Annotated in this window: 18 protein-coding genes; 10 read left to right on the top strand and 8 right to left on the bottom strand. The window is 47.5% G+C overall.

The genetic code is table 11. The annotated features are described in order from the left end of the window. The first annotated feature begins 8 nt into the window (after positions 1-8). The 3 genes from menB (at position 9) to menE (ending at position 3,368) form a co-directional block, all read left to right on the top strand. Positions 9-875 carry a 1,4-dihydroxy-2-naphthoyl-CoA synthase gene (menB, locus tag VOA_RS03595; protein ID WP_001140803.1) on the top strand — a complete coding sequence of 289 codons (867 nt, stop codon included), beginning with the start codon at positions 9-11 and terminating at the stop codon, positions 873-875. Between the two features lie 88 nt (positions 876-963). Continuing rightward, positions 964-1,962, top strand: coding sequence for an o-succinylbenzoate synthase (gene menC / locus VOA_RS03600; RefSeq protein ID WP_001215204.1), 999 nt, complete (start codon positions 964-966; stop codon positions 1,960-1,962). Further along, a complete protein-coding gene (gene menE, locus VOA_RS03605; RefSeq protein WP_032468376.1) occupies positions 1,938-3,368 on the top strand; it encodes an o-succinylbenzoate--CoA ligase in 1,431 nt (476 codons plus the stop codon). The genes menC and menE overlap by 25 nt, the downstream gene beginning before the upstream one ends. Positions 3,369-3,442: 74 nt before the next feature. Here menE and VOA_RS03610 read toward each other — a convergent pair whose 3' ends face one another. Further along, positions 3,443-4,603 (bottom strand): benzoate/H(+) symporter BenE family transporter, encoded by a 1,161-nt coding sequence (locus tag VOA_RS03610; protein ID WP_000677199.1) that lies wholly within the window; start codon positions 4,601-4,603, stop codon positions 3,443-3,445. A gap of 94 nt (positions 4,604-4,697) precedes the next feature. Between VOA_RS03610 and VOA_RS03615 the strand changes: the two genes are divergently transcribed. Continuing rightward, positions 4,698-5,243 carry a helix-turn-helix domain-containing protein gene (locus tag VOA_RS03615; protein WP_000128681.1) on the top strand — a complete coding sequence of 182 codons (546 nt, stop codon included), beginning with the start codon at positions 4,698-4,700 and terminating at the stop codon, positions 5,241-5,243. Positions 5,244-5,290: 47 nt separating this feature from the next. On the opposite strand, the gene VOA_RS0118625 is transcribed toward VOA_RS03615, so the two are convergent. The 3 genes from VOA_RS0118625 to VOA_RS03625 all read right to left on the bottom strand — a co-directional run bounded on the left by VOA_RS0118625 (position 5,291) and on the right by VOA_RS03625 (position 9,997). Then, positions 5,291-7,306 (bottom strand): methyl-accepting chemotaxis protein, encoded by a 2,016-nt coding sequence (locus VOA_RS0118625; protein WP_083806633.1) that lies wholly within the window; start codon positions 7,304-7,306, stop codon positions 5,291-5,293. Positions 7,307-7,524: 218 nt separating this feature from the next. Next, entirely contained in the window at positions 7,525-9,396 is a 1,872-nt protein-coding gene (locus tag VOA_RS03620) for an MFS transporter (protein ID WP_001140145.1), read from the bottom strand. 10 nt (positions 9,397-9,406) lie between these two features. Continuing rightward, positions 9,407-9,997, bottom strand: a complete 591-nt coding sequence (locus VOA_RS03625; protein WP_000113985.1) for a TetR/AcrR family transcriptional regulator — start codon at positions 9,995-9,997, stop codon at positions 9,407-9,409. Positions 9,998-10,186: 189 nt separating this feature from the next. Here VOA_RS03625 and VOA_RS03630 point away from each other — a divergent pair, with 189 nt between their 5' ends. Both VOA_RS03630 and VOA_RS03635 read left to right on the top strand, forming a co-directional pair. Beyond that, positions 10,187-11,059 carry a Tim44 domain-containing protein gene (locus VOA_RS03630; protein WP_000825378.1) on the top strand — a complete coding sequence of 291 codons (873 nt, stop codon included), beginning with the start codon at positions 10,187-10,189 and terminating at the stop codon, positions 11,057-11,059. Between the two features lie 161 nt (positions 11,060-11,220). Further along, positions 11,221-11,538, top strand: a complete 318-nt coding sequence (locus VOA_RS03635) for a DUF1244 domain-containing protein (RefSeq protein WP_000046697.1) — start codon at positions 11,221-11,223, stop codon at positions 11,536-11,538. Between the two features lie 74 nt (positions 11,539-11,612). Here the strand turns inward: VOA_RS03635 and VOA_RS03640 are convergent, their stop codons facing one another. The 4 genes from VOA_RS03640 to minC form a co-directional block, all read right to left on the bottom strand. Further along, positions 11,613-12,107, bottom strand: a complete 495-nt coding sequence (locus tag VOA_RS03640) for a copper resistance protein NlpE (protein WP_083806632.1) — start codon at positions 12,105-12,107, stop codon at positions 11,613-11,615. Positions 12,108-12,341: 234 nt separating this feature from the next. After that, the gene (gene minE, locus VOA_RS03645; protein ID WP_000054414.1) at positions 12,342-12,605 is read right to left on the bottom strand and encodes a cell division topological specificity factor MinE; all 264 of its coding nucleotides are present in this window, start codon (positions 12,603-12,605) and stop codon (positions 12,342-12,344) included. Between the two features lie 4 nt (positions 12,606-12,609). After that, positions 12,610-13,422: a septum site-determining protein MinD gene (gene minD, locus VOA_RS03650; protein ID WP_000086773.1), complete on the bottom strand. Its 813-nt coding sequence runs from the start codon at positions 13,420-13,422 to the stop codon at positions 12,610-12,612. Positions 13,423-13,442: 20 nt separating this feature from the next. Then, positions 13,443-14,105: a septum site-determining protein MinC gene (gene minC / locus VOA_RS03655; protein WP_032468409.1), complete on the bottom strand. Its 663-nt coding sequence runs from the start codon at positions 14,103-14,105 to the stop codon at positions 13,443-13,445. A 199-nt stretch (positions 14,106-14,304) separates the two neighbouring features. Between minC and VOA_RS03660 the strand changes: the two genes are divergently transcribed. From VOA_RS03660 to VOA_RS03675, 4 genes are all read left to right on the top strand, one after another. After that, the gene (locus tag VOA_RS03660) at positions 14,305-14,583 is read left to right on the top strand and encodes a YcgL domain-containing protein (RefSeq protein WP_000882649.1); all 279 of its coding nucleotides are present in this window, start codon (positions 14,305-14,307) and stop codon (positions 14,581-14,583) included. A gap of 24 nt (positions 14,584-14,607) precedes the next feature. Further along, the gene (locus tag VOA_RS03665; protein ID WP_000735490.1) at positions 14,608-15,585 is read left to right on the top strand and encodes a lytic murein transglycosylase; all 978 of its coding nucleotides are present in this window, start codon (positions 14,608-14,610) and stop codon (positions 15,583-15,585) included. A 77-nt stretch (positions 15,586-15,662) separates the two neighbouring features. Continuing rightward, positions 15,663-16,610, top strand: a complete 948-nt coding sequence (locus tag VOA_RS03670) for a LysR family transcriptional regulator (protein ID WP_000879074.1) — start codon at positions 15,663-15,665, stop codon at positions 16,608-16,610. 217 nt (positions 16,611-16,827) lie between these two features. Continuing rightward, positions 16,828-18,033, top strand: a complete 1,206-nt coding sequence (locus tag VOA_RS03675) for a NupC/NupG family nucleoside CNT transporter (protein ID WP_000096601.1) — start codon at positions 16,828-16,830, stop codon at positions 18,031-18,033. Positions 18,034-18,117 lie beyond the last annotated feature (84 nt).

The raw sequence follows: 18,117 nt of genomic DNA, 5'->3' as shown, positions 1-18,117 counted from the left end.
GAACCACCATGGCTAAAACAACAGGCATTTCTGAACAAGAACTTTACGCACCAGTGATTTGGCAAGATTGCACCGGTGACTATCAAGATATTTACTACCACAAGTCCGAAGATGGGATTGCCAAAATCACCATCGCCAGACCACAAGTGCGCAATGCGTTTCGTCCATTGACTGTAAAAGAGATGATCCACGCGCTGTCAGATGCTCGATACGATGACAAGGTGGGCGTGATTATTCTGACCGGTTTAGGTGAAGATGCGTTCTGTTCCGGTGGCGATCAGAAAATCCGTGGCGATTACGGCGGTTACCGTGATGATTCCGGCACGCACCACCTGAACGTGCTCGATTTCCAACGTCAGATCCGTACTTGTCCAAAACCTGTGATTGCGGCAGTAGCAGGTTGGGCAGTGGGTGGAGGTCATGTTCTGCACATGATGTGTGACCTGACCATTGCGGCAGAAAATGCACAATTTGGTCAAACTGGCCCGAAAGTCGGCTCATTCGATGGCGGCTGGGGTGCTTCTTACATGGCGCGTATTGTCGGCCAGAAGAAAGCGCGCGAAATCTGGTTCCTGTGCCGTTTCTACAATGCTCAAGAAGCGTTGGATATGGGGCTGGTGAACACGGTTGTGCCAGTTGAAGAACTGGAAAGAGAAACCGTGCGCTGGTGTCGCGAAGTGCTGCAACACAGCCCAATGGCAATTCGCTGTTTGAAAGCGGCACTCAATGCGGACTGTGATGGCCAAGCTGGCCTGCAAGAGCTGGCTGGCAACGCGACCATGCTGTTCTACATGACAGAAGAAGGTCAGGAAGGCCGTAACGCGTTTAATGAAAAACGCCGTCCGGACTTCAACAAGTTCCCGCGTAACCCATAATTCTTCTCAGAGCGGCATCCAGCCGCTCTTTCTCTTTGAGCATAAACGTCGGTTTATGTACACGTATTGGATATAGGAAGAGATCAGCATGCGTCATGCAACCCTCTATCGCTACCAACTGCCGATGGATAGCGGTGTCATCCTTCGCAATGAGAAACTGACTCAGCGTGAAGGCTTTATTGTCGAACTGACCGAAAACGACCGTACTGCACGCGGCGAGATTGCACCGCTGCCCGGCTTTAGCCGAGAAACGTTGGAAGAAGCGGGCATACAAGCGCAAGCGCTGCTTGAGCAGTGGGTCAAAGGTCACACGATTGATTGGGATGCACAGCATCCTTCGGTCGCCTTTGGTATGTCGATGGCGCACTACGAGCTAGAACAAGCGCTACCCACACAAGGCAACTACTATGTTGCGCCGCTGTGTACGGGTGATCCGGATGATTTACTGCCGGTGTTGAACAATTTGCCGGGGCAGAAAGTCGCTAAAGTTAAAGTTGGACTGTATGAGCCGATCCGTGATGGCATGCTGGTCAACCTGTTCTTGGAATCCATGCCAGAATTAACGCTGCGTTTGGATGCCAACCGCGCGTGGACTCCTGCCAAAGCGCTCAAATTTGCTCAATACGTCGCGCCGTCTTTACGCAGCCGTATCGCCTTTCTAGAAGAGCCGTGCCAATCGCCAAGTGAAAGTATCGCGTTTTCGATTGATACCGGTATTGCGATTGCTTGGGACGAAACCTTACAAGAAGCGGTTCGCGATGCAGATTTTGCTTTAGAAAATCTGCTCGGCGTGAAGACCATAGTGATCAAGCCGACCTTGGTTGGTTCGGTGTATCGTGTGGAGGCTTTGGTCGAGAAAGCGAAAGCACTTGGGTTGCAAGCGGTGATCAGTTCTAGCTTAGAGTCTAGCTTAGGATTGAACCAGTTAGCGCGTTTGGCGCATAAATTACTGCCTAATGAAGTGCCGGGGCTCGATACCATAGGTTTATTCCGTGCTCAGTTAGAAACGCCTTGGCCAAATAGCTCGCTGCCTGTGGTTTCCCTGCAAGAGCAGCCAATCGTATGGCGCTCGGAATCTGCTCTGTGAGCCTCTGGCAGCCTTGGCTTGAGCGCGACCCCAATCAGGTCGCGCTGAACCATGCCGGGCAAACACTGACTTGGCAAGCCCTAGACTGCCAAGTGGCACACTATGCTAAAGCGCTGCGTGAGCAAGGGGTTCGGTCGGGGGAAGTGGTGACGCTGGTGGGGAAAAATCATCTGCACACTGTGCTGTGGTTTTTAGCCTGCACTCAAGTGGGCGCGCTGTGCGCCTTTGTCGCACCACAACCTTTGGCTCTTTTGCAGGAAAAGCTCGCCACGCTTTATGCGGAGCAAAGTCCAAAGCACCTTTGGCTAGCACCTTCTTGCGCATTGAGTGAAGAAGAGATTGCGGCGCTTAATGCCGATCTTCTGAGCTTGCCCGATGAACGGGATGGCACTGTTGATGGTGAGAAAATTTCTAGACCGTTCTTTGCTGAACAACTGGCGACGTTAATATTCACTTCGGGTTCGACGGGGACACCTAAAGCGGTGGCACACACTCATCAGCAACATTTGGTTTCGGCGCGCGGTTTACTGAACAAATTTGCTTTTACCGAATCAGACAGTTGGTTACTGAGTTTGCCGCTGTATCATATCTCTGGTGTGGCCATTCTCTATCGCTGGCTTGCTGTCGGAGCCACACTCAAGATCGGCACTGGCGATCTGCAAAGCGATATTGCTGGCGTCACTCACGCTTCATTGGTGCCTACTCAGCTTAAACGTCTGTTGGACGGTCGCTCTCGATTGACGCTCAAACGTGTTCTGCTCGGCGGCAGCCATATCCCTGTTGAACTCGCTCAAATGGCGGCAACGCGCGGTATTGATACTTGGCTGGGCTATGGCATGACCGAAGCGGCTTCGACGGTTACCGCGAAGCGGGTCGATGGACTTGCAGGTAATGGTGAGCTTTTGGATCATCGTGAGCTGCGCCTTGTTGATGGGCGGATTTTCATTGCTGGGAAGACGCTGGCACAAGGCTATTATCGGCAAGGGCAGCTAGTGCCGCTCACTAATGAGCAGGGTTGGTTTGACAGCAAAGATCTCGGTCGCTGGCAGGGCAATAACCTGTTGATTGATGGCCGAGCAGATAATCTTTTTATCTCTGGCGGTGAAAATGTTCACTGTGAAGAAATAGAAGCGGTGTTAAACCAGCACCCTCATGTGCAAGTGGCGATCGTAATACCCGTTCAAGATAGTGAGTTTGGTGCGCGACCCGTCGCCGTGATTCGTAGTGAGGCCGAGTGGTGTCAAGCCATCGGTGATACTTGGTGCCAAGGTAAACTCGAAAAATTCAAATGGCCTATCATGTACTTTTTACTCCCCGATACTTTGCTGGATGGGGAAATTAAAGTCTCTCGCGCAGCGATTAAAGCGTGGTTGTCCGCTCAACAAACGACCTTCAAGTTACTGTAATTATTAAATAAATGACTTTGGTTGGCAGCAGTGGATATGGTATCCACCGCTGCCAACCAAAGTTTCTCTTGCCGTTATTTTTTCGATGTCGCGCTCAAACGTAAGTAGACCAAACCCACGACAAGGCCAATCAAAGTGGCACTCATTCCAAACAGTGTTGCGCCAGAAAGCGTGATGATAAAAGTAAACAGCGCTGGCTCACGGTATTCATCCGTTTTAAAGGCGGTGTGCAGGCACATCATCAAAGTGCCGAGCAGGGCTAAACCGGCAAGCATGGCAGAAATGGGTTGGGGGAGCGCGAGAAAAAGGTTCACCACCGCAGCAGCAAAAATCCCTGCCAATAAATAAAACACACCAGCCCACATCACTGCGCGATAACGCTGAGTTTTATCGCTGTCGACTTCCTCTGCCATGCAGATCGCAGCTGAAATCGCGGCTAAGTTCACGCTAAAACCACCAAAGGGAGCGGCGAGCATGTTGGTCAATCCGGTTCCGAGCAAAATCGGTTTGATCGGCGCTTCATATTGATAGCTTTTCATCATCGCAATCCCCGGTAAGTTTTGCGAAAGCATGGTGATGAGGTAAAGCGGCAGAGCCAGATTGAGCAAGGCAAGCCAGTCAAACTCAGGTTCAACCCAGAGAGGAGTTGCAATGCTTAATGAGAGGTCTGTGTCAGCAAAGCTACCCAGAGCGATGGCACAGCCGATACTCGTAATCAGCAGGATCAACATGGTGTATCTAGGCACAAAATGTTTGGCTAACAAATAACTGGCAAACAGTAGGAAAAAAAGCACGGGCGTATGGGTGAGTGGAGTAAAGGCTTTGGCACAAAAGGGCAGCAAAATAGCGCCGAGCATGGCCGTGCCAAGAGGAACCGGAATTTTGCTCAGTGCGCGAGTCAAAGGCGTGATCATGCCAGTGAGAGCGATCAACACACCGGAGAACATAAACGCCCCAATCACGACCGGTAACGAGTATTGACCCGCCGTTGCAGCCAGCATCACTGCGCCCGGCGTTGACCATGCGGTTAAGATGGGCGTTTTGTAAACCCAAGAATAAATAAGTGACGTCAACCCCATCACCACACCCAAAGTCAGTAACCAACTTTCGATTTGAGCAGGGTTGGCACCTGAGGCTGTAGCGGCTTGAATCACGATCACAACCGAACTCGTGTAGCCAACCAAAACCGTGGTAAAGCCCGCAGAGAGGTGACTGAGATTGAATAATCCTTTCATCATGGGTTCCTTTTTGGGTAAAGTGTTTGTGCGTAATAACGCACGTTTCGAGTATAGCTCTGTGCGTTATAGCGCACAATAAGAGGTTTTCCGCATGACTGACGCTATGTTTAAGTCACAAATCGCTAATCAATTAAAAGTACTGCGCAAAAGCAAAGGCTTGAGTCTGGATGCGACAGCTCAACTTACGGGCGTTTCCAAAGCCATGCTGGGTCAGATTGAACGGGGTGAATCGAGTCCCACCATTGCGACACTTTGGAAAATTGCCAGTGGTTTAGAGGCTTCATTTTCTGCTTTTTTTGCGAATGATCCGCAGCTGTTATCGAGTGAGCGTTCCTTTCCTGACGATCCCAACATGAAAGTTCATACCTTGTTTCCTTATGCTGCGGACTCTGGCTTGGAGATGTTTGAAATTACACTGCTTAATCATCACGAGCAGATGTCATCACCTCATGCATTAGGGGTGATTGAATACATTCACGTTTTGGAGGGGGTTATGAAGGTGTTTTTTGATGATCAATGGCATGAGCTGAAACAAGGAGAGCACATTCGCTTTTTTAGCGACCAGCCCCATGGCTACGCGGCAATCACTGACAAGGCTGTGTTTCAAAATATTGTCTCTTATCCAAGAGCCGGATAAGAAACTGGCAGCTTTAGTGTCGGGAAGCTGCCAGAATTCTCCTGTCATTAGATCTTAAATTTGCTCACTTTCAGCGCCAAATCATCTTGCTTCGTTTTGAGCGATGAAATTGTATGCTCGCTTTGCTGGATTTTTTCTTGGGCACTTTGGCAAAGAACTTGAAGGTGAGAAACGCTAGAGGCAATGCTAGTCACGGATTGTTCTTGATGAGTGATTGCATCCGCGGTTTGCTTGTTCATCTCTGTGAGCCGAGAAATTTCAATGGCGACTTGATGCAAAGACTCTTCGGCCTGTGACGTGATCTCAGTCGTTTGGGTACCCTTTAACATACTGTTATTAATCACTCTTACCGATTCATCGGCACTGCCGCGTAATTGAGTAATACTCTGCTGGATGGTGTTGGTACTGCCTTGAGTCCGCGTAGCAAGTGAGCGAACTTCATCGGCAACCACTGCAAAGCCTCGCCCTTGCTCTCCCGCGCGAGCGGCTTCAATCGCCGCGTTAAGCGCCAACAAATTGGTTTGTTCTGCAATCCCATTAATGTCGGCTAAAACAGGCTCAATGCTTGTGACATGATTTTTTAAGGAATTGATGGTTTCTGTCCCTTGAGTCACCTCCGCAACCAGTTCGTTAACGGATTTTGCAGCTTGTCGAACATTACTGAGTGTGCTTTGTGCATTTTTATCGATGGTTAAAACCGACTGGCTTATCTCCCGTGCGCCACTGGTTACCTGCAAAGAATTGGCCGTCATTTCTGTAGTGGCATGCGAAATCGCATTGACTTCAATGGTCTGCTTATCCACCGCTTCTGCGGTGATTTTAAACGTGGCGGACAGATCTCCGGCTGCCGTTTTGGCGAGATTAATGGATTGAGTGATATCGGTTACAAGGCTCTGAATTTTATCAATAAATTCATCGAATGCTCTTCCTAGTTCGCCAAATTCATCTTGAGTGGTGATGTTAACTCGTAGCGTTAAGTCCCCGTTGCCTTCGGAGATATCGGTCACTCTATCTAATAAGCGTCCTACAGGTGACAAAACTTGTTTGCCTAGAATCCAACCTAACAGTAACAGCACAACAATACTTGCGGCAGTTAACACTTTAAAGGTGGTGATCGCGACGGCCTGTTCATGCAAAGTCACACCGGCTTGTTGTTCTACTTTACTATCAGCAATCTCTTCTAGTTCACCAATAAAATTCAGAAAATCCCGAGAAGTGGTTGTGTATTGCGCATAGGTTTCGCGATAGTGTCGATAGTTGTCTATGACCGTCAACATGGCTTTTTCGTGCTGCTCGTTGAGTTGAGTGAACACCTCTGCGTAGCTTGCTTCTTTCCATTCTGGGCCTGCTGATACATCAAAGCGTCCCGTAGAGAACATTTCTTGATTAGCTTGCTTTTGGAAAGCGATGGCTTGTTCAATCGCCTTCATCTGGGTTTGGTCATCTTGCCCATCCAGTAAACGTTGGGTGTGATACATTTTCCACAGCAATCCAATGTTTGACTCCATACCGCCATCCGCGGCTTGCCAACGCTGTATGACATCAGTTTCCCACGTCAGCATTCGAGAGGGATCTCGCTCCAACTCTTCAACCGCTGCATCACCTAGTGCTTCTAATTTCTCACCAAAATTCACGAGTGCGGTGGTCGATTTATCGTAAGTGATTTTACTTTGAGTATACGTTTCGTAACTTGATATCAATTCATCACGCGCTTTTTGATATTGCGTGTTGAATTGAGTGAATTGACGGGCTTGTTCGGTGCTGAGTAGCCCTGCCTGAATCATCCGTGAAGAAGCATTATCAACATCTTCAATCGCCGCTTTGAGGGTGCTTTCGACCTCTTGTTTATCGCCACCTAGGATCAGCCGACTAACGGCAAGCATCTGAGCTTCGATTTTAATTGAAGTTTCCATGGCACCATCGGCAGTATCCCAAGCGGGGCCAACAATGTAATTCAGGGAGGAAGAGCTGGAGTACATGGTTTTTACTGCCCACAGTCCTAGTGCTGCAACAATCATCCCTACGAGTCCAAATGTAAGCAATATCCGTGTTCTTACTCTCATAAAAGAGTCTCCTAACCGATCTTATCTTTACGTGATAAAGCTTCTGAGGTTGCCCCAAAAGCTCAAGAGCATGTGCTTTGATTTTGAGTTTAGAACAGTTTTGACGTTGTCACGTGGTTAGCGGCAGGAAAAGGCGATATGCGTTTTATGGCTTATTGAAATTGCAGTGTCATTCACTGCAACTCCAAGTCGTTGGGATAGGTGGGATTGATGGCTTATTAACGCCAATCACCTCGCAAATGGGCAACTTTTTCGTGCATCAGTGCGGCGTTAGCGAGATCAGCCGCCACTGGCTCTCCTGCTTCAATTTCTAATTGTGAGCGAAAACGGGTTGGCAATCCTTGGCAAGCTCGACCTTTATGGCGGCTGAAATAGCTGCCCCACAAACCTTTCAGCGCCAAAGGCACAACAGGAACAGGGCTACGATGAAGGATCACATCCAATCCGCGCATGAACGGATTCATTTCACCATCTGCCGTTAAACGGCCTTCAGGGAAAATGCATACCAAATTGCCTTCTTTGAGTGAGTGTTCAATTTCTGCAAAAGCACGTCGTAATGAAGTGCGGTTGTTGGCGGAAATTGGGATGACTCCTGCGCGTTTCAAAAAACGTTTGAGTAGCGGCAAGTTGGCGTATTCCTCTTCCATGACAAAGTGGATCAAGCGTGGGCAAACGGCACTAAGCAGTAGGGCATCCATATAACTTACGTGGTTACACACCAACAAAGCACCACCTTGTTCTGGTATATGGTGCAGATTCTTATGACGTACTCGGTATAAAGTATGGGTCAGGATCCAGACCAAGAAGCGTACGGCAAAAATGGGAACTTGTAGGAAAATATACAAAGCCACCAGCACGTTGAGCACCGCTAACAAGGCAAACAATTGCGGAATACTCATGTCTAAAACACTGAGACAGACAATACCGAGTATGGCACTGCCCACCATAAACAGCGAGTTATAAATATTAAGTGCAGCAATCACTTGGGCACGTTCGGTGACGTTGGCGCGCTGCTGCAACATGGCATACAGCGGAACGATGAACACACCACCAAACACGCCGATCAGTAATAAGTAAGTAAAGAGCGGCCATAGTGCGGAATGAGTAACGAAGCCAGTAAAAGTCGTAAAAACAGGAAGCTCAGCCGGAATACTGGTGGCCATCAGATAACCAAATAAGCTGATCCCGATACTGCCTAGCGGGACAATGCCCACTTCAATTCGATGGCCTGAGAGTTTGTCGCAAGTTAGTGAACCAACTGCGATGCCAATCGAAAATAGGGCGAGCAGGAAAGAGACCGCCGCTTCATTGCCATTGAGATAGAGTTGGGTGAAATTGGGGAACTGGGTGAGGTAGACTGCGCCGAGGAACCAGAACCAACTGATCGCCATAATGGATTGAAAGATAGTGCGATCGCGCTTAGCAATGCGGAGCGTCTGTTTAGTTTGAGCGATCGGTTGCCAGCGAAATTCAATATCGGGTGCACTGGCTGGTGCGAGTGGGATCGCGCGGCTAGAGAGATAACCGAGCAGAGCAAAAATGAGTACCGCGGCAGCTGAAAAATAGTGTGCATAGTCTGCTGAGGCAATCACGCCTGCCCCCACAGTGCCGAGTAAAATAGCGAGGAAAGTTCCGGTTTCGACTAAGGCGTTACCGGGAACAAGCTCTTCTGATTTCAGTTGTTGCGGTAGCAGTGCATATTTCACCGGACCAAAGAAAGCGGATTGCGTGCCCATCAAAAACAGTAAAAACAACAAAATGCCGTAGCTTTGGGTGAGAAAACCAATGGCTCCGCCGAGCATGATGAAAATTTCTAGCAGTTTGACTTTGCGAATATAGCGCGACTTTTCCAGTTTATCGGCCAGTACACCGGCCGAAGCCGAAAACAGAAAGAAAGGCAGAATAAATAATCCCGCCGCAAGATTGATAAACAGATTACTGGAGATGGGGAGGGCTTGAGGGCCGGCAAAGGCCACAAACAGTAACAAAACATTTTTAAAAATGTTGTCGTTAAAGGCGCCAAGAAATTGAGTTATGAAATAGGGTAAAAAACGGCGCTCGGTTAACAGTGCCGATGTGGACTTGGCCATGTTTCCCCCATTACCAATTGGCTAGGTAGTGATTGAGTAAATTCTCAATCAAAGCATTGCCATCAATTGGCGCAGTGGCAAAAAATTTATCATCCACACTTAAAATGGTGATGCCATGTACACCAGACCACAGCACGCGACTGGCTTGCAACACTTCTTGTTCAGAACGCAACGGCGCAATCACTTTCAATAGGTCTTCTAGCATGCTAGTCATGTTATCAATTCGCTGACTTTGCCATTCCGGTAGGGCTTCGCCATTCATATTGTGCTCAAAAATTAGCTGCCAACGGTATGGATTACGCTTTGCGAAATTGTGATAGCAGTAAGCAAGTTGATATAAGGCATCTTTTGGATCCGGTGTGGATTTTAAGGCTCTCTTGGCCTCTAGTGCCAATTCATCGAGAGTTTGTGCCACCACATGAAGCAGCAATAGGTTGTAATTGCCAAACACGTTGACTAAGGTGCTCGGCACATAGCCGATCATAGTAGCCACTTTACGCAAGCTCAGCTCATGATAGGAATGCGTATCGAGAAACTGCTTCACTTTATCTAAAGTGATTGCGACTAGCTCTTCTCGGGTATGATCGTTTCGTCTTGCCATGATCTGAATTCAATAATGAACAACGTTCGATAGTCTAAACATCCCCTACAGGAGCGTCAACGAATCGATTTGCAATATTCTGATACATGTCGATAAATGCAAAACGTTTCCATAAAGGGATGAACTGGCTATAGTGACTCAGTAAAGATAGGCTCTAAAGCCCCATAACATCTAACCCTAAGGAAGTGTATGAAACGTCTGTTTTCGCTTATCGCGTTAATCATGGTTTCGGTGGCGGTCACTCCGATTGCCGAAGCCAAAAAAATGGGTGGCGGTAAATCGTTTGGTAGCAGCTACAAAACGGCACCTGCACCGAAACAACAGCAACAAAAGAATGATACGTTAAAAAATGATACGGCTAATCCTGCCAGCTCAACCAAGAAAGGTTTGATGGGCGGCTTGTTGGGTGGCCTTCTAGCGGGTGGTCTGCTTGCGGCCTTCTTTGGCGGTGCGTTTGAAGGTATCCAATTCATGGATATTCTGATCATGGGCTTGATTGCGTTTGTGATTTTCAAACTGATGCGTGGTTTGTTGGCATCGAAGCAAGGCAGTATGAACCACTCTCAGCAGCAACCGGCATACAGTGGTATGAATCGCACATCATTTGAGCAACCTAATGTGCACAACTTCGAACAACCCCAATCTATGGGCGGCGGTTTTGGTAGCACAGCACAAAGCGATGTACCGCATAACTACCCTGCGGGTTTTGACCGTGTCGCGTTTGTCAATGGTGCGCGTGAGCACTACCGTATTTTGCAAGGTGCATGGAACCACAATCAGCTAGAAACCATTCGTGAGTATGTATCACCTAGCTTGTTTGAAGATCTCAAAGCAGAGCGTGCTAACTACGCCGGTGATCAACATACCGATGTGATGTATGTGGATGCCGAAATTGTTCGCGCTGATTACGATGCAAACCGTGCGCAGTTGAGCTTACAGTTCAGTGGTCGTTACCGTGATGCGGTAGAAGGTATTGAAGAAAACATTGAGGATGTATGGCACTTAGAGCGTGACCTGACTGTTCCGAATGCTCCTTGGTTGATTGTTGGTATCCAAGGTTAAAAAACAGCCCAACGCCCAATTTAGTCATTGTATTGAGCACCCAGCATTTGCTAGGTGCTTTTTTATGCTCAGAAGCCCTGATACTAGGATTACTCACCTGAAACACAGAGCGATTTGGGTATATACTCGCTGCACGATAAATCGCACAAAAGGAAAGTGACGTGGCTCAATTTAAACACCAACAACTTAGTCAAGCCGAGCAAGATAAACTCGATGCAGCGGTGTTTCGCCAACTGCTGCAACATCTGGATCAAAATAAAGATGTGCAGAACATCGACCTGATGATTTTGGCCGGTTTCTGCCGTAACTGCTTCTGTAAATGGTATGCCGCTGAAGCGCAGAAGGAAGGGCTAGATCTGGATATTGATGATGCCCGCGAGCGTGTATATGGAATGACTTACGATGAGTGGAAGAAGAACCATCAACCGCCGGCGACACCAGAGCAGCTAGCCGCTTTTGAAGCGAAAAGTAAGAAATAAATTACGGATAAAAACAAAACGCGCCCACATTGTGGCGCGTTTGTAAGAAGGTTTTTCGGTCAGGCGAATCGAGATTATTGCTTGCTGAGTACGTAAAAATCAGCCAGTTCACCATCGATTTGTTGGCCATGCATATCCAGATGGGTCAGTGTATTTTCACCCACAAGATATTGTTGTGAGCCAGTTTGTTCACCCGTTTGCAATGTTACGATGCTGCCTGTTTCATCCCAAACGAATGTACCTGCAGAGGTGAAAGGTTCACCCTCTTTATCGAGGTATGTTTCGGCGAGTTTGTAAGAACCATCGATATTAAGAGTCAGTTCAGTTTCAATTCCACCACAATCAGCACAAGGCAGAGTGCCTTGATAGATGCCTGCCCAATCTAGGCTGTTCTGAGAGTTATGTGCAGCATCCACGCTTTCAGTTGATGGTTGAGCCGCTGGTTGTTCAGTAGATTGTTCAGCCACGTCAACGATTTTTTCAACTTCCACTTTTGCGTCTTGCTTGTTATCACAACCGACAAGAATGAGAGTCAGCGCGCTCAGGGCAAAAATACTTTTTTTCATCATAAATCCTTGGTTAAGAGATGTTGGCCATCGGAGACACGGCTCACTATGAACCTACGCCGTTAAGTCTGGGTCAAACGCGCGTCATTTTAGCGACAACTTGTGTGTGATCTAGCTCAACAAAATCGACATTTCCCAGCAGGTAATAAATCACATGCCTTTGTCTTTTGAAACAGCAGTGTCAAGTCGAAAAGCGAGAGATAAAAAAGACCCTCGAAGTCGAGGGTCTGTAAGGGCTTACTTTTCATCGTCCGGCAGTTTGACGTTCAGTTCAAGTACCGAGATATCATCATCTTTATGCTCGAAAGAGAGTTCAACCATCGAAGGGTCGATGGCGACATATTTGGCAATCACTTTCAAAATGTCTTCTTTGAGCTGTGGTAAATAACTGGGTGCAGGATCGTCTTGACTGCGACGCTCGGCAACAATGATCTGCAAACGCTCTTTGGCAACGCTCGCGGAAGTCTTCTTCTGTGGGCGGAAAAATTCCAGCAATGACATAGCCTTAACCTCCGAATAAGCGTTTGAAAATGCCTTTCTTCGCTTCAGTCAGGAAACGAAACTCAACTTGTTCACCCAGTAGGCGTGCAACGGTGTCTTGATAGGCTTGGCCAGCATCTGACTGGTCATCAAAAATTACGGGTACGCCTTTGTTGGAAGCATTCAGTACCGCTTGGCTTTCTGGGATCACGCCAAGCAGCGGCACATGCAAGATTTCTTCAACGTCTTGTACGCTGAGCATCTCACCTAGAGTTACTCGCGTTGGGTTGTAGCGGGTCAGCAGTAAGTGTTGTTTGATCGGGGCTTGTCCTTGTTCTGCACGCAGTGACTTCGAATCAAGAATGCCGAGAATACGATCAGAGTCGCGCACTGATGACACTTCTGGGTTGGTGGTAACAATCGCTTCATCAGCGTAATAAAGCGCCATTAATGCGCCTTGTTCGATCCCCGCGGGGGAATCACAAATAATGAACTCAAAACCCATCTCTTTTAGGTCACCGAGCACACGCTGTACACCATCTTTGGTCAGCGCATCTTTATCACGGGTTTGAGAAGCTGGCAGAATGAATAAGTTTTCGTTACGTTTGTCTTTAATCAAGGCTTGGTTCAGTGTGGCCTCGCCATTGATGACGTTGACAAAGTCGTACACCACGCGGCGCTCACAGCCCATGATTAAATCGAGATTACGCAGACCAATATCAAAATCGATCACTGCGGTTTTTTTGCCTCGCAGGGCGAGACCTGAAGCAATAGCAGCACTGGAGGTGGTTTTGCCAACCCCGCCTTTTCCTGACGTGACGACAATAATGCGCGACATGTTATATTTTCCTTTCAATCTTAAATCGTGAGCGTTTCGAGGTAGAGTGATTCGTCAGTCATACTGAGCATCACTCTTTGTTGCCAAAACTGACTTTCAATTTGGTCACTCAACCAATAATGGCCAGCGATAGAAATCAGTTCCGCTTGCAAATCATGACAAATAATTCGTGCTTCTCTTTGGCCACTTGCTCCAGCAATCGCTCGGCCACGTAACGTGCCATAGATATGGATTGAACCATCAGCGATCACTTCAGCCCCCGCGCTGACGTGGCTTAAAATGACTAAGTCGCCGTCTTTGGCGTAAATCTGCTGGCCCGAACGCACCGGAGTTCGCACCACTTTAGTGGGTGCCATTTTCGCCGGCGCTTGAGTTGGAGAATTGGTGGCCGACATCACCGCAAAACCGGCATCGGAGGCGAGATTTTGGCTACGTTTGTCTTTACATCCTGTGACACCTACGGGGATCAAGCCCGCATCGCGAATTCCTTGCTTTAAAGCCGGATAATCAAGATCACCTTCCACTTTTGCCACATTAATCACTACTGGAGCATGAGCAAAAAAAGCGGGAGCCTGCGCGACCTTTTCTTGAAGAAATTGAACAGTATGCGCAATTTGGTTGTCAGAAAGGTGTAATACCGACAAAGTAAAACTACTACCTTTCAGGTCAGGGGTTTTGGACATGGTAACTTTGACCTCAATAAACTCTATGCCTTGCGGAGAGAGCATTGGCTGAGAACAGGGCTGTCATGTTATATTCAGCGCCAAAGCACAGCAAGTTCTCTTGCGGTGAAATAAGTGATTTGGCATCAATTTTGGCCAAAGTTAACTGAATTAAGACAAAACGCCCCAAGTGGTCAATTATTAAATTAGAAGGCTTGTCATGCTTTGCTCTATTTATAAAAGTCCTAAAAAAGAAGGGACTTACCTCTATATTCCGAAACGGGACGATTTTTCACAGGTTCCTGACACCTTGAAACAGATGTTTGGTAAACCTATTTTCGTCATGTTGGTTAATCTTGAGCAGCGTCAACTTGCGCAGGTTAATGTGGAAAAAGTGAAAGAATCACTGCAAGAGCAGGGTTTTTTCCTACAATTACCACCACCGCCGGAGAATTTGCTTGAGCAACATAAGGAGCGCAAAGCGCGCCAAACTCCCTGATGAAGATCGCTCAAGGAGGGCATCTTGAAAAAATTATTATCGATAGTATTGGGCTTGACCCTGTCAGCACCAGTGCTCGCCAATGAAGTCAGTTTTGAAGAATATGTCGAAAGACTAAAGCAGCAAGCGCGTGAAGAAGGCATTTCTGAACGCATACTCAATGAAGCATTTCGCGATGTTGAGTACAAACCTCGTGCCGTTGTGGCGGATAAAAACCAGCCGGAGAAAAAGCTGACGTTGGATGAGTATATTCCACGTGCTGTGCCGGAATGGAAAGTGAAGCAAGCTCAATCACTGTATGAAAAGCATTATGATGAATTACAACGCATTGGTAAGCAGTATGGTGTGCAACCCAGATTTATTGTGGCTTTATGGGGTGTAGAGAGTAATTTCGGTGCGCTAACGGGTAACTTCAGTGTGATTGATGCGTTATCAACGCTAGCGTACGAAGGTCGTCGTGAAGAGTTTTTCCGTAAAGAAACCATGGCAGCTTTGCAGATTTTAGAACAAGGCCATATTGCACCTGAAACAATGAAAGGCTCTTGGGCGGGCGCAATGGGTCAATGCCAATTTATGCCAAGTTCATTTTTGAATTTTGCAGCAGACGGTAATGGCGATGGCAAAAAAGACATTTGGGGAACCCGCTCAGATGTATTTGCTTCCACGGCGAACTATCTTAGCCAATCAGGCTGGGATGATAAGTACACTTGGGGACGCCAAGTAAAAATCCCGAAAGGTTTTAATCATGATCTTGAAGGTCGCCAGCCTGAAAAAGGCAAAACTTTACAAGAGTGGAGTAAATTGGGCGTGACTCGTTATGACGGTAAGCCACTGCCTGTTCTTTCTAGCTCTGGTGATGTGAAAGCTTGGCTGATCATGCCGGATGATGAAGCGGGGCGTATTTATCTTGTTTACAACAACTACAATGTACTGATGAAGTGGAACCGCTCTTACTACTTTGCGCTCGCGGTTAGCCATCTTGCGGATCGGATCAAATTTTGATCGAAACTGACGATACGAGAGGGCTCCTGGGAGCCCTCTATTTTTTTCTTGCGAGAAGATTTTAATGAGGATTGAGTTTGCTTGCTGAACGTGCCAGTCAGATGGCTTTATTTGCGGTGTTAATCCAACATCAAAGTTTTACTGCTGCTGCGCATGCGTTAGGTGTGTCGGTTTCCCATGTCAGTAAACAGCTCGCCGCATTAGAAGCGTCACTTGGGGTAAAACTGGTGCAGCGCACCACGCGCAGTTTTACTCTGACTGATGCCGGCAATTTGTTCTATTCCCATTGTAGTGAGCTGCTCACGATAGTGACTAACGCGCAAAGTGAAATGGAAGATCAGCGTGATGAGGTGGCAGGCCTGCTCCGGCTTGGTTTATCGCAATCGTTCGGTACTTTGCATGTGTTACCTGCCTTAGAACAACTTCGCCAGCAGTACCCCGATCTTAGAGTCGAAGTACATCTGTTTGATCATAAAGTTGATATGCTTAAAGAAGGGCTCGATTTGTGGATCACCAGTAACGAGCAACTGCCGGAAGGCTATGTGGCACAACGCATTGCAGATTGTCGTTTTGTGGTGGCTGCATCAACAGAATATTTACTGCGTCATGGCACACCGACTCAACCAGTGGAGCTGATGGATCATAACTGTTTGATTTATCGAAGTTGGGAGCGCGATTATACGCGTTGGTCATTCAGTCGGGATGGGCAAAGTCAAACCGTTAAAGTCTCCGGTAACTATTCAGTCGATTTGGCTGAAGCGGTGCGCGATGCCGCCGTAGCTGGGTGGGGAATAGCCTATTTGGCCACCTATTTACTGCGAGATGAGTTTCGAACTGGACAACTGATTCAATTGTTGCCGGAATGGTGTGCAGATCAACAGATGCCGTTTTATGCGGTTTATCCAAGTCGGCAGCATATGCCTAAAAAGACATCGGCTGTTATTGATTTTATCAAGCAGGTACTTGGTACCCCTTGTTACTGGGATGCCAGATTACAGCCTTATGTCCGTTTTACCTCTGCGTAAAGTCGGAGAAATTATTGCTGGTTTTAAAAAGATATTTTCCAAATGGAAAAGATAACTCATAAGCAAACGTTTAGTCTTAATAAAATCAGCAGGTTATAGAAAAGCGCATTTTGTTCACTGGTTTGGTAATGAGTGATTAACAAATGCGCCTTGCGCATACGATTTCCTTCACTAAAATCGCCGTCTTTCCTGTTCTACTCACATTTTGGGCGGCGTTATGTCATCACTTCTCGGTATGGGCGCAATTTTGTTGATTGCGTGGTTATTTTCTACCAATAGAAAAAATATCAATTTGCGTACAGTCTCGTTAGCGTTATTGCTGCAAATTTTCTTCGCATTACTGGTGCTGTACGTGCCAGCCGGTAAAGATGCACTGAATAGTGTGACAGGCGCAGTGTCACAACTGATCAACTATGGACAAGACGGAATTGGTTTTGTGTTTGGTGGCCTTGCCAATGGCAGTGTGGGTTTTGTGTTTGCGATCAATGTCCTCGGCATCATCATTTTCTTTTCCGCACTGATTTCTGGCCTTTACCATTTAGGCATCATGCCGAAAGTGATTAACCTCATCGGTGGTGGTTTGCAGAAATTGCTTGGCACAGGTCGTGCGGAATCCCTTTCCGCTACCGCAAACATTTTCGTGGGCATGATTGAAGCGCCGCTGGTGGTTAAACCTTATCTGAACAAGATGACCGATTCGCAATTTTTTGCGGTGATGACAGGTGGCTTGGCTTCGGTTGCAGGTGGTACTTTGGTCGGTTATGCCTCGCTGGGGGTTGAGCTTAACTACTTAATTGCGGCGGCGTTTATGTCGGCGCCTGCCGGTCTGCTCATGGCCAAAATCATGTTGCCAGAAATCGAAAAAATCGATGTGGTGACGGCGGATGACGAATTGGATCTGCCTAAAGCGACTAATGTGGTTGAAGCGATTGCTGATGGTGCCATGTCCGGCGTTAAAATCGCTGTTGCGGTGGGTGCGACTCTGCTCGCCTTCGTGAGTGTGATTGCTCTGCTAAATGGCTTGTTAGGCTGGGTTGGTGGCTGGTTTGGCATCGAGCTGAGCTTTGAACTGATTATGGGGTATGTTTTTGCTCCGGTGGCTTGGCTGATTGGTATTCCATGGCATGAAGCGATCACCGCAGGTTCGCTGATTGGTAATAAAGTGGTGGTGAACGAGTTTGTGGCTTTCATTCAACTCATCGAAGTAAAGCAGCAGTTGAGTGCGCACTCACAAGCGATCATTACTTTTGCTCTGTGTGGCTTTGCGAATATTTCCACCATGGCGATTTTGATTGGCGGGTTAGGCAGTTTGGTGCCTGAGCGTCGTGCGTTCATCTCTAAGTATGGTTTCCGTGCGATTGGTGCTGGCGTGTTGGCCAACCTAATGAGCGCATCGATTGCTGGGGTCATCTTGTCCTTATGATTTTGATTTAATAAAGAACAAGCCAGCGTCATCGCTGGCTTTTTTTATGCCCGCTTTGTCAGCATAAATACGATATAGGTTGTA

The organism is Vibrio sp. RC586 (assembly GCF_000176715.1).
GTDB lineage: Bacteria > Pseudomonadota > Gammaproteobacteria > Enterobacterales > Vibrionaceae > Vibrio.
Note: the sequence above shows the minus strand (reverse complement) of the source record. Positions and strands in the feature narration are given on the sequence as shown.